We start from the raw sequence: 12698 nt of genomic DNA, 5'->3' as shown, positions 1-12698 counted from the left end.
CAAGTCGCAGAAAACTCAGCGATTTTGTTCAATGGATTGGGCTGCTGGTCAGAGTACGATACACTAACGCTATTGCTGATTAACCCATGAGCCTCTATGCGTGGTTTACCCTTTTGGATACTGTCGTTGTGCCTGACGGGCTCTGCCCTGGCCGCGACAACACCGCCCGTGCCCAGCGCGGCGCCGCTGCCGGACATTCGCCAGAGCGGCTTTGTTTATTGCGTCAGCGGCATACTGAATACCTTCAACCCGCAAATGGCCAGCAGCGGCCTGACGGTGGATACCCTGGCCGCCCAGCTGTACGATCGCCTGCTGGACGTCGACCCGTACACCTACCGGCTGATCCCCGAACTGGCGCAAAGCTGGGAGGTGCTGGACAACGGCGCCACCTACCGCTTCCATCTGCGCAAGGACGTACCGTTCCAGACCACCGCCTGGTTTACGCCCACCCGCAAGATGAACGCCGACGACGTGGTGTTCAGCTTCGCGCGCGTATTTGACCAAAAACACCCGTATCACGACGTCAACGGTGGCGAATACCCCTATTTCGACAGCCTGCAGTTCGGCGATTCGGTGCAGAGCGTGAGAAAGCTCGACGACTACACGGTGGAGATTCGCCTGCAGTCACCGGACGCCTCGTTCCTGTGGCACCTGGCGACCCACTACGCGCCGGTGCTGTCCGCCGAATACGCCGACACGCTGACGCGCCAAGGCCATCAGGAGCTGATCGACCGCGAGCCGGTCGGCAGCGGCCCGTTCCTGCTCAACGAATACCGCTCGGGGCAATATATTCGCCTGGCGCGCAACGCCGCCTACTGGAAAGGCCTGCCGCGCATGCCGCAGGTGGTGATCGATCTGGGCGCCGGCGGCACCGGCCGCCTCTCCAAGCTGCTGACCGGCGAGTGCGACGTACTGGCTTATCCGGCGGCCAGCCAGCTGTCGATCCTGCGCGACGATCCGCGCCTGCGCCTGACGCTGCGTCCGGGGATGAACATCGCCTATCTGGCGTTCAACACCCGCAAACCGCCGCTCGACAACCTCAATGTGCGCCAGGCGATCTCGCTGGCGATCAACAACCAACGATTGATGCAGTCGATCTATTACGGCACGGCGGAAACCGCCGCCTCAATCTTGCCGCGCGCCTCCTGGGCCTATGACAACGACGCGCACGTCACCGAGTACGATCCGGCCAAATCGCGCGAGATGCTGCGGCAGGCCGGCGTCGGCCAGCTGAACCTGAAGCTGTGGGTGCCGACCGCCTCGCAGTCTTACAACCCGAGCCCGCTGAAAACCGCCGAGCTGATCCAGGCCGATCTCGGCCAGGTGGGCATCAACGTCACCATCGTGCCGGTAGAAGGCCGTTTCCAAGAGGCGCGCCTGATGGAAATGAACCACGATCTGACCCTGACCGGCTGGGCCACCGACAGCAACGACCCGGACAGCTTCTTCCGGCCGCTGCTGAGCTGCGCGGCAATCCGTTCGCAAACCAACTATGCTCACTGGTGTGACCCAGGCTTCGACGAGGTGCTGCAGAACGCGCTGTTGTCACAGCAGCTGTCTCAGCGCATCGACAACTACCGCAAGGCGCAGAAAATCCTCGAGCAGCAACTGCCGGTGCTGCCGCTGGCCTCTTCTTTGCGTCTGCAGGCCTACCGCTACGACATCAAGGGATTGGTGCTGAGCCCGTTCGGCAACGCCTCGTTCGCCGGGGTGTACCGTGAATCCGCGCCGGAGGTGAACAAGTGATTATCTTTACCCTGCGCCGCATTCTGCTGTTGTTGATCACGCTGTTCTTCCTGACGCTGGTCAGCTTCAGCCTGAGCTATTTCACGCCGCGCGCGCCGCTGAACGGCGCCGCCCTGCTGGACGCCTATCAGTTCTACTTCGTCAGCCTGCTCCATTGGGACTTCGGCGTCTCCAGCATCAACGGCCAGGCGATCAGCGAACAGCTGCGCGAAGTATTCCCGGCCACCATGGAACTGTGCCTGCTGGCGTTCGCCCTGGCGCTGTTTATCGGCATTCCGCTGGGCATCATCGCCGGCGTGCTGCGCGGCAAGTGGCAGGACACCGCCATCAGCACCTTCGCGCTGCTGGGCTTTTCAATGCCGGTGTTCTGGCTGGCGCTGCTGCTGATGCTGTTCTTCTCGCTGCATCTCGGCTGGCTGCCGGTTTCCGGCCGTTTCGATCTGCTGTATCAGGTGAAGCCTATCACCGGTTTCGCGCTGATCGACGCCTGGCTGTCGGACTCGCCGTATCGTGCCGAGATGATCGGCAGCGCCCTGCGTCACATGATCCTGCCGATCGCCGCGCTGGCGGTGGCGCCCACCACCGAAGTGGTGCGCCTGATGCGCATCAGCACCGACGATGTGCTGAGCCAAAACTACATCAAGGCCGCCGCTACCCGCGGCCTGTCGCGCTTCACTATCATTCGCCGCCACGTGTTGCACAATGCGCTGCCGCCAATTGTGCCCAAGCTGGGGCTGCAGTTCTCCACCATGCTCACGCTGGCAATGATCACCGAAGTGGTGTTCAGTTGGCCGGGCCTCGGCCGGTGGCTGATCAACGCCATTCGCCAGCAGGACTATGCGGCGATTTCCGCCGGCGTCATGGTGGTCGGCACGCTGGTGATCACCATTAACGTTCTGGCCGACATTCTGGGTGCGGCAACCAACCCGCTGAAACATAAGGAATGGTATGCCCTTCGATAACGTATACCGCGAGAAAAAGATGCCGAGCCCGCTGCGCTACACCTGGCGGATTTTCTATGGCGACGCGCTGGCGATGATCGGTTTTTACGGGGTGATTGCCCTGCTGCTACTGTCGCTGTTCGGCAGCCTGCTGGCGCCCTACGCGCTGGATCAGCAGTTCCTTGGTTATCAGCTGCTGCCGCCGTCGTGGTCGCGCTATGGCAACGTGTCGTTTTTCCTCGGCACCGACGATCTCGGGCGCGACATCCTTAGTCGCCTATTGACCGGCACCGCCGCCACCTTCGGCTCCGCGCTGGCGGTGACGCTGGCCGCGGCGTTCTGCGGGGTGATCCTCGGCGTGTTCGCCGGCGTCACCCACGGGCTGCGCTCTGCGGTGCTCAACCACATCCTCGATACCCTGCTGTCGATTCCCTCGCTGCTGCTGGCGATCGTGGTGGTGGCGTTTATCGGCCCCAAACTTGAACACGCCATGCTGGCGGTGTGGCTCGCCTTGTTGCCGCGCATGGTGCGCACTATCTACAGCGCGGTGCACGACGAACTGGAGAAAGAGTACGTGGTGGCGGCCCGGCTTGACGGCGCTTCCACGCTGCAGATCTTGTGGTACGCGGTCATGCCGAACATCGCGGCGGTGTTGGTGACCGAGTTCACCCGCGCGCTGTCGATGGCCATTTTGGATATCGCCGCACTCGGCTTCCTCGATCTCGGCGCGCAGCTGCCTTCGCCGGAATGGGGAGCGATGCTCGGCGATTCGCTCGAGCTGGTGTACGTTGCGCCCTGGACGGTGATGCTGCCCGGCGCGGCCATTCTCGTCAGCGTGCTGCTGGTTAACCTGTTAGGCGACGGTATGCGCCGCGCAATCAATGCCGGGGTGGAATAATGCCGTTACTCGATATCCGCAATCTGACGATTGAATTTATGACCGCCGAAGGGCCGGTCAAGGCGGTCGATCGCGTCAGCATGACGCTGACCGAGGGCGAGGTGCGCGGCCTGGTGGGTGAATCGGGCTCCGGCAAGAGCCTGATCGCCAAGGCCATCTGCGGCGTGACCAAAGACAACTGGCGCGTCACCGCCGATCGCTTTCGCTTCGACGACATCGACCTGCTGCAGCTAAGTCCGCGCGAGCGGCGCAGGCTGGTGGGCCACAACGTCTCGATGATCTTCCAGGAGCCGCAGTCCTGTCTCGATCCTTCCGAAAGCATCGGCCGCCAGCTGGCGCAGGCCATACCGGGCTGGACCTACAAGGGCCGCTGGTGGCAACGCTTCAACTGGCGCAAACGCCGCGCCATCGAACTGCTGCACCGCGTCGGCATCAAGGATCACGACGACATCATGGGCAGCTTCCCGTACGAGCTGACCGAGGGCGAGTGCCAGAAAGTGATGATCGCCATCGCGCTGGCCAACCAGCCGCGCCTGCTGATCGCCGATGAGCCGACCAACGCCATGGAGCCGACCACCCAGGCGCAGATTTTCCGCCTGTTGGCGCGTCTCAATCAGAACAACAACACCACCATTCTGCTGATCAGTCACGACCTGCAGATGATGAGCAAGTGGGCCGACCGGGTGAACGTCTTGTACTGCGGGCAAACGGTGGAAAGCGCCCAGTGCGAAGAGCTGCTGGCGGCGCCGCACCACCCTTATACCCAGGCGCTGATCCGCGCCATGCCGGACTTCGGCCGCTCGCTGCCGCACAAAAGCCGGTTGAACACGCTACCGGGCGCCATTCCTTCACTGGAACACCTGCCGATCGGCTGCCGCCTGGGGCCGCGCTGCCCTTACGCGCAGAAGAAGTGCATCGAAACGCCGCGCCTGCGCCCGGTCAAAAACCACTTCTTCGCCTGCCACTTCCCGCTGAACATGGAGGAGCAATAACATGGAAACGCTGTTGGAAGTGCGCAACCTGAGCAAAACCTACCGCTACCGCACCGGGCTGTTCCGCCGTCAGCACGTCGAGGCGGTGAAGTCCGTCAGCTTTACCCTGCGTGAAGGTCAGACGCTGGCGGTGATCGGTGAGAACGGCTCTGGCAAATCCACGCTGGCGAAAATGCTCTCCGGCATGGTGGAACCGACCGCCGGCGAACTGCTGATCGACGATCATCCGCTGGCGTTCGGTGATTATCGCTACCGCAGCCAGCGCATTCGTATGATTTTTCAGGATCCGAGCACCTCGCTCAACCCGCGTCAGCGCATCGGCCAACTGCTGGATGCGCCGCTGCGGTTGAACACCGATCTGGAGCCCGCCGAGCGCGAGCAGCGTATCAACCAGACGCTGCGCCAGGTCGGCATGCTGCCGGATCACGCTTACTACTATCCGCACATGCTGGCTTCTGGGCAAAAACAGCGCGTCGCGCTGGCCCGTGCGCTGATCCTGCAGCCGAAGGTGATCGTCGCCGATGAGGCGCTGGCCTCGCTGGACATGTCGATGCGCTCGCAAATCATCAACCTGATGCTGGAACTGCAGGAAAAACACGGCATTTCCTATATCTACGTCACCCAGCATCTCGGCATGATGAAGCATATCAGCGACCAGGTGCTGGTGATGCACGAAGGGGAAATCGTCGAACGCGGCAGCACCGCCGAGGTGTTGGCGGCGCCGCTGCACGAATTGACCAAGCGTCTTATCGCCAGCCACTTCGGCGAGGCGCTGACCGCCGACGCCTGGCGACGCGACGGCGGCCGTTTCTGAGCCCCGTCCTGGCCTGCAACAAACCCGCTGCGGCGGGTTTTTTATTGCTGCGCGCCTCGGTCGCTTAGCGAGAAAATGCACATACAAATTACATTCTTGTTATATATCCTTATATTTTATTCCTTTCAGTTATTGATTAGTCCGTAACATTATTTTATCTCGCCAGGGCGATCGGTGAGGATATCCCCTACGTTGAGCCTCTCATACGACAGGATATCGCACTGATGAACAGCCTTCGCCATCGCCGCTTCGCGCAGTTTCTGCTCACGCTGGCCACCGGTTTCTCTGTTTACGGCCACGCGCTGTACTGCGATGAGCTGCGCTAAATCCGCCTTTCGCCCCGCCTGCGGGCATGTTGCCTCTTTGTCCAGCCACCGCTGCCGTACGCAGCGGTGGCTGTTGATCATGATTAAGGATTGACCCTATGGAACGACTCCGTCGACAACATAATGCCCAGTGGTATCACGAAACCCAAAGCAGCGTGCGGGGCGATACGCCGTTGGAGCCGCAGGCGGCTACCCTGCGCGATCGTTTTCTGCTGGGGCTGGGTGCCTTCGCCGATGAAGCGTTAAACAGCGCGCTCGGCGCCCGCGCCGGGGTATTCAACGCCTCACTGGCCGGTTACCACGCCCTGTTTCCCGACCAGGTATCGCTATCACGATACGTGACATTGTCACCCTACGATCGCCTCAGCACCGCACTGACCGTCGCTCAGGTGACCGGCGTGCAGTCCCTCTGTAGCCACTACGCCGCCCGCCTCGCCCCGTTGCACAGCCCGGACGCCTCCCGGGAAAGCAATATCCGGCTCGCCCAGATCACCCAATATGCCCGCCAGCTTGCCAGCCAACCCACGCTGATTTGCCGCAAGGCGCTGCAACAGCTTGTCGACGTCGGGCTGAGCCCTGCGGATATCGTCACCTTTTCGCAAATCATCGGTTTTGTCAGCTATCAGGCGCGTGTGGTAGCTGGCATCGCGGCGTTAGCCGGCCGACCGGCGGTAGTGGTGCCCGGCTTCCCGAATGTCGAAGACGCCGATGGCGTCGCTTTCAGTACCGAAGAATTGAGCTGGACTGCGCGGCTGTCGCCGATCGACACGGAAACCGCCGCCGCCGAACAGCTTGACGTGTTGGATCAGAGCCACCCGCAGGCGCGCGCCGAATCTTATTATCTGCTGTTAGCGCACGATGCCGCCGCACTGCGCGAACGCAACGGCGTGTTCAATGGCATCAATGCCGAAGGGTATGGGTTATCGAGCCGCCTGAAGGCGCTGGCGACGCTGGTGGTCTCGCGCATCAACGGCAGCCGTTACTGCGCGGCCACGGTGGCGCATGAAATGCAGGATGACGGATTGGTACAGGCGCTGTTCACCGGGCTGCCTCAGGGATTGGCCTCTACCGAGGATACGGTCAAACGCGCGGTGATCCACACCGCCGCCGAGCTGACGCGCGCACCGGAGAAATTTACCCCGCAGAGCGTGCAGCCGTTGTTCAACAGCGGTCTGAATCAGGCGCAGGCGCTGGAAGTGATCCTCACCGCCGCACTCTACGCCTGGGAAAATCGCCTGCGCCAAACGTTGGGCGATGCAACATCTTCCATCACCGCCGACTGAATACCGCTATGCGGCCTTATTACCGGCCGCAATACGGCGCGTTTTAGACATTCTGCTGACGCAGCCACTCGCTGGCGGCATCGAAGAACTTTTGCGCCAACGGCGTAGCGCGCTCCGCCATATCGACGACCACCGCCGCATGACGCGGCATGGCGCCGATGGCCACCGGACGCCGCTGCAACGCCGGCATCAACGGCGATTGCAGCTGGCCGCGCGGGAACAGTCCGCAGCCCAAACCGACGAAAATACCTTCGAGCAGTTGGAAGATCGACGCGGTCTCAAGCCGCGGGTGCAGCGTCAACCCGGCGTCGCGAAAGTGTTGATCGAGATAGCGGCGGAAATAACGCGTCGGCTCGGCGAGACACAACGGCAAGGCGGCCACCGCCTCCAGCGGCAACGGCGTATCGCCCACCAGCTTCGGGAAATGTTGCGGATGAAATACCAGCTCGACGCCGGTTTCCACCAGCGGTTGCGATTGGAAATGCAGCTCCTTCAAGGTCGACAGCTCGAAAAAGCCGATGCCGATGTCGACGGTGTGCGCCGTCAGCGCCTCCAGCAGCTGATCAGCGCTCAGCACCGCCAGCCGGTAATCGAGATGCGGGTAACGTTCGCTGACCGCCTTGAGCATTTCCGATACCGAGATACTGCACTGCGGCACCACGCCGAGGCGCAGCGTGCCGTGCAAACCGTGCTTGAGCGACTCCACTTCCAGCTTCAGCCCCTGATAAACCGAGACGATCTCACGCGCCCACGCCAACACCCGCTCGCCTTCGGCGGTAAAACCGCCGAAATGGTTGCCGCGGTTAATCAGCGAAACGCCCAGCTCTTTTTCCAGATTTTTCAATCGCATGGATAGCGTCGGCTGGCTGACGAAGCTGGCCTCCGCCGCCCGGCCGAAGTGGCGCTCTCTTTCCAGATTGCACAAATAAATCAGTTGTTTAATATCCATAGCGCAGCTCAATGATCGGCATTCGCACCAGTATACCACCGGGGGCCGCCGCCCGCCCGACGAGTCAGAGCCTCAGCTTCACGTAATCCACCAGGCGCGAGAACACGCCGCCCTGCGGTACCGCCTGCAGCGCCACCAGCGGTAGGGTTTTCACTACCTGGCCATTGTCGCTGATGCGGATCTCGCCGACGGTTTGCCCTTTACCAATCGGCGCTTCCAGCCGCGCGGTATTGATCACGTACTGCGCCTTCAGCTTGTCCGCTTCGTTTTTTGGCAGGCTGAGCGACTGCTCTTGCACGCTGCCGACCGGTAACCGGTGATTCTCGCCGTACCAGACTGGCTCTTCCCCCAGGCTCTGGCCGGCGCTGAACAGGTGTACCGTGGTAAAGTCGCGCAGCCCCCAGCTCAGCAGCTTGCGCGCCTGTTCCTCGCGGCCTTTGGAACTTTTGCCGCCCATCACCACGGCAATCAGGCGGCGATCCCCTTCGGTGGCGGAGGCGATGATGTTGAAGCCGGCCGAGGCGGTGTGCCCAGTTTTCAACCCATCGACGTGCAGCGTCTTATCCCACAGCAGGCCGTTGCGGTTCTGCTGCGTGATACCGTTCCAGGTCAGCGATTTCTCGCTGTACATGTGGTATTCCGCCGGCTCACTCATGATGATGGCGCGCGCAATCACCGCCAGATCGCCGGCGGTGGTGAATTGCCCCGGCGCATCCAGCCCGTGTACCGTTTCGAAATGGGTGTTCTGCAGGCCCAGCTGCGCGCTCTTCTCGTTCATCAGCTTGACGAAGTTGGCCTGGCTGCCCGCCACATAGTCCGCCATCGCCACGCAGGCGTCGTTGCCGGAATCGATGATGATACCGCGGCTGAGATCGCGAACCGTGACCCTGTCACCAGGCTTCAGGAACATCAACGAAGAGCCTTTGAACACCGGGTTGCCCTGCGCCCAGGCGTCTTTCCCCACGGTGACGACATCGTCGAGGCCAATCTTGTGCTGATCGAGCGCATGGTCGATCACCAACCCGGTCATGAGTTTGGTCAAGCTGGCCGGGTTGCGCCGTTCGTCGGCATTGCCGGCCGCCAGTACCTGGCCGGTGGTGTAATCCATCAAAACGTAAGAGGCGGCGTCTATCGCCGGTGGGGTCATGGTGGGAAAATGGGGCGTCGTTTCCGCCGCCTGCGCCGCTAAAGGCAGTAATATACCGCCGATCACCACTGATACTGAACGCTTCACGCTGTGTTCCTCAGGCCCGCAGGCTGAATAAAATGCCAATATAATCCGCGAGATAGACTGCATGAATTCACTTTCAGACGAAACCATTACTCTTTTGCAGCGGGTGTCTTTATGCAACCATTTGTTTAGGTCAGCGTCCGCCTGCGATAGATACGCTCTATGCCGCCATTGCCCCATTCGATTAGACGCCTGCCTGCCACGCCCCTAAACTTGTGACATAAATACGCAAGACGCATAAAAAAGCGTTTACTTTTTAGCTACAACCACCTGCGAAGTGTCACCATGAAATTCAAACCGTCAATCAAGCCTTATACCGGCCCAGCGGGCGGCTGGGGTTCGCTTGAAGCCACCACCCGCTTTGTCCTCGACAGTAAACAAACGCTAAAAAACATGCGCAACCTGATGCGCGTCAACAAGGCACGCGGCTTCGACTGCCCCGGTTGCGCCTGGGGCGACGACAACCACAGCACCTTCAGCTTCTGCGAAAACGGCGCCAAAGCGGTCAGTTGGGAAGCGACGCGCAGCGCCGTGGAGCCTGAGTTCTTCGCCGCCCACAGCGTCAGCACCCTGCAGCAGCAGAGCGACTATTTCCTCGAATACCAGGGTCGCCTCACCCATCCGATGCGCTACAACGCCGAAACCGACCACTATGAGCCTATCCATTGGCCGGACGCGCTGGCGCTGATCGCCAAGCACATCAACGGTATGGACAACCCGAACCAGATCGAGCTGTATACCTCGGGCCGCGCCAGCAACGAAGCGTCGTACCTTTATCAGCTGTTCGGCCGCATGCTCGGCACCAGCAATTTCCCCGACTGCTCCAACATGTGTCACGAAGCGAGCGGCGTCGGGCTGAAGCAGAGCATCGGCGTTGGCAAAGGCACCATCCGCATCGATGACTTCGAAAAGGCCGACGCCATCTTCGTGTTCGGTCAAAACCCCGGCACCAACCACCCGCGCATGTTGCACAGCCTGAAAAACGCCGCCCGACGCGGCGCGCGTATCGTCAGTTTCAACACCCTGCGCGAACGTGGGCTGGAAAGGTTCGCCGATCCGCAGGATCCGGTACAGATGCTGACGCCAAAATCCTCGCCGATCAGCTCTTCCTATTACCAGCCAAATCTGGGCGGCGATATGGCAGCGGTGCGCGGCATGGTGAAAGCGCTGCTGGAAACTCACCGCCAGCGTATGGCCGCCGGTGAACCCGCCCTGTTCGACCTGGCATTTATCGAACAGCACAGCGTCGGCGTGGAGGCTTACCTGGCGCAGGTGGACGCGACCGAGTGGCAGACCATTACCGCGCAATCGGGCCTGAGCGAAGCGCAATTGCGCCAGGCGGCGGCCACCTACCAGGGTGCCGAACGGGTGATCTGCACCTGGGCGATGGGCGTGACTCAGCATAAACACTCTATTGCGACGGTGCGTGAAATCACCAACCTGCAGCTGCTGTTCGGGCAACTGGGCAAACCGGGCGCCGGTCTGTGCCCGGTGCGCGGCCACAGCAACGTCCAGGGTAACCGCACCATGGGGATTGATGAGAAGTCGCCGAAGGCACTGCTCGACAGCCTGGAACGCCACTTTAACTTCACCGCCAATCGCGCGATGGGGCACAACACGGTGGAAGCGATCGAAGCGATGCTGCGCGGCGAAGTGAAAGTGCTGATCGCGCTGGGCGGCAACCTGGCCGCCGCAGCGCCGGACACCGAACGCACCGCCCGCGCCCTGCGCAACTGCGATTTGACGGTGCATATCAGCACCAAGCTTAACCGCAGCCACCTGGTGACCGGCAAAGACGCGCTGATCCTGCCGACGCTCGGCCGCACCGAACTGGACATGCAGGCCAGCGGCTCGCAGTACATCACGGTCGAGGATTCATTCAGCATGGTTCACGCTTCGGAAGGCATCGGCAAACCGCTGGCGGATACTCAACGTTCGGAGACGGCGATCGTCTGCGGCATCGCCGACGCCGTGCTAGGTACGCAACAGCTGGACTGGCTGGAACTGGCCGACGACTATTCGCTGATCCGCGATCATATCGCCGCCACCATTCCCGGCTTCGAGGATTTTAACCGGCGCTGCGACCAGCCCGGCGGTTTCTACCTGGGCAATGCTGCCGCCGAACTGCGCTTCGCCACGCCGAGTGGCAAGGCGGAATTCAGCGCCGCCGCGCTGCCGACCACCCTGTTCCCGCAGCTGGGCGACGAGCAAGCGCCGTTTACCCTGCAGACGCTGCGCTCGCACGATCAGTACAACACCACCATCTATGGTCTGGATGACCGCTATCGCGGCGTTTACGGCCAGCGCGAAGTGTTGTTCATCCATCCGGAGGATCTGGCGGCACTGGGCCTACAGGATGGCGAACGGGTAGAGATAGAAACCCTGTGGAACGATGGCGTGGTGCGTAAAGTGGACGGGTTCAAGCTGGTGAGTTACGACATTCCGCGTGGCAACCTGGCGGCCTACTACCCGGAAACCAACCCGCTGGTGCCGCTGGCCAGCTTCGGCGACGGTACCGGCACCCCGACCTCGAAGTCGATCCCGGTGGTGATTCGCCGCAGCGAGCAGCAACCCTCGCTGCGTATTGCCTGAACATGCGCGCCCGGTTTACGCCGGGCGCGCCAATATTTCCAGGATAGTCTGCAACTCGTCGGACAGCTGATGCCGTCGCCAGACGAAGTACAGATCGCTCACGCCCTCCTCACCCATTTCCACCACCTTCAACCCTGGTGTCGGCAAGATCAGCGGCAGCAACGAACCGGGCACGCAGGCCACGCCGCAACCGGCCTGCACGCAGGCCGCCATCGCGGCATAAGACTCCATTTCCAGCGTCATGCGCGGTTTCAGCCCGCGCGAGGCCAGCCAGTGATCCACCTTCAGGCGAAACGAACATTCGCGGCTGAACGTGTAAAACTCCAGCGGCACCAGCGTGGCGGCGTCGGGTTCCCCGACATCGGCCGGCATCAGCAATACCAGCCGTTCATCGAATGCCTTTTGGCTGGCCAGTAACGGATGCTCAATCGGGCCGTCGGTGATCGCCAGGTCGAGATCGCTGTCGATCAGCATGCGTTCCAGCACCAGCGAGTCGCGGCTCAGTACGTTGATGTGCAGATGAGGCTGTAAACGGCGCAGCCTGGCAATACGCGCCGGTAAATGGCTGACCAGCGAGAAATCCAGCGCCCCGAGGTTCAGCAGCCCATGCTGATGCTCGCCGGCGAACAGCTGCTTGCTGCGCTCCGCCTGCGCCACGATGTCGCGCGCCTGCTGGTAGAACAGCCGCCCTTTGGGATTGACGTACAGCCGGTTCTTGTCGCGGAAAAACAGCTCGCCGCCCAGCGACTCCTCTAGTTCGCGCAGCCGCAGCGTGACGTTGGAAGGCACGCAGTGCAGCTCGCGGGCGGCGGCGGCGATGGTTTTTTGTTCCACCACGGTGCAGAAATACTTCAGCTGGCTCAGCTTCATCTATCATTCACTTTTAGTTAGTGTTTTAGTTAAAAACAATTACTTTAGATTAGCAT

At 61.5% G+C, this 12698-nt stretch carries 10 protein-coding genes; 7 read left to right on the top strand and 3 right to left on the bottom strand.

Annotated elements, in window-relative coordinates:
- Positions 1–96 precede the first annotated feature (96 nt).
- The 6 genes from sapA to N6G83_RS04820 all read left to right on the top strand — a co-directional run bounded on the left by sapA (position 97) and on the right by N6G83_RS04820 (position 7000).
- On the top strand, positions 97–1746 hold the full coding sequence (sapA, locus tag N6G83_RS04845; protein WP_025303005.1) for an ABC transporter substrate-binding protein SapA: 1650 nt from the start codon (positions 97–99) through the stop codon (positions 1744–1746).
- Positions 1743–2708 carry a putrescine export ABC transporter permease SapB gene (gene sapB, locus N6G83_RS04840; RefSeq protein ID WP_004930575.1) on the top strand — a complete coding sequence of 322 codons (966 nt, stop codon included), beginning with the start codon at positions 1743–1745 and terminating at the stop codon, positions 2706–2708. Before sapA ends, sapB begins: the two co-directional genes overlap by 4 nt.
- Positions 2695–3585 carry a putrescine export ABC transporter permease SapC gene (gene sapC / locus N6G83_RS04835; protein WP_004930580.1) on the top strand — a complete coding sequence of 297 codons (891 nt, stop codon included), beginning with the start codon at positions 2695–2697 and terminating at the stop codon, positions 3583–3585. Before sapB ends, sapC begins: the two co-directional genes overlap by 14 nt.
- Positions 3585–4577, top strand: coding sequence for a putrescine export ABC transporter ATP-binding protein SapD (sapD, locus tag N6G83_RS04830; RefSeq protein ID WP_019452674.1), 993 nt, complete (start codon positions 3585–3587; stop codon positions 4575–4577). The genes sapC and sapD overlap by 1 nt, the downstream gene beginning before the upstream one ends.
- 1 nt (position 4578) lies before the next feature.
- Positions 4579–5391 (top strand): putrescine export ABC transporter ATP-binding protein SapF, encoded by an 813-nt coding sequence (gene sapF, locus N6G83_RS04825; RefSeq protein ID WP_016927550.1) that lies wholly within the window; start codon positions 4579–4581, stop codon positions 5389–5391.
- Between the two features lie 424 nt (positions 5392–5815).
- A complete protein-coding gene (locus tag N6G83_RS04820; protein ID WP_025303007.1) occupies positions 5816–7000 on the top strand; it encodes a CMD domain-containing protein in 1185 nt (394 codons plus the stop codon).
- 43 nt (positions 7001–7043) lie between these two features.
- Here N6G83_RS04820 and N6G83_RS04815 read toward each other — a convergent pair whose 3' ends face one another.
- Positions 7044–7949, bottom strand: a complete 906-nt coding sequence (locus tag N6G83_RS04815; protein WP_089195936.1) for a LysR family transcriptional regulator — start codon at positions 7947–7949, stop codon at positions 7044–7046.
- A 64-nt stretch (positions 7950–8013) separates the two neighbouring features.
- Positions 8014–9183: a serine-type D-Ala-D-Ala carboxypeptidase DacD gene (dacD, locus tag N6G83_RS04810; protein ID WP_049207451.1), complete on the bottom strand. Its 1170-nt coding sequence runs from the start codon at positions 9181–9183 to the stop codon at positions 8014–8016.
- Between the two features lie 282 nt (positions 9184–9465).
- On the opposite strand from dacD, the gene N6G83_RS04805 reads away from it, so the two are divergent.
- The gene (locus tag N6G83_RS04805) at positions 9466–11772 is read left to right on the top strand and encodes an FdhF/YdeP family oxidoreductase (protein WP_099817199.1); all 2307 of its coding nucleotides are present in this window, start codon (positions 9466–9468) and stop codon (positions 11770–11772) included.
- Positions 11773–11787: 15 nt separating this feature from the next.
- Here the strand turns inward: N6G83_RS04805 and N6G83_RS04800 are convergent, their stop codons facing one another.
- A complete protein-coding gene (locus tag N6G83_RS04800) occupies positions 11788–12642 on the bottom strand; it encodes a LysR family transcriptional regulator (protein ID WP_197824852.1) in 855 nt (284 codons plus the stop codon).
- Positions 12643–12698: the final 56 nt, after the last annotated feature.

The organism is Serratia sp. PL7 (assembly GCF_945957435.1).
This window is presented reverse-complemented; position numbering and strand designations above follow the sequence as displayed.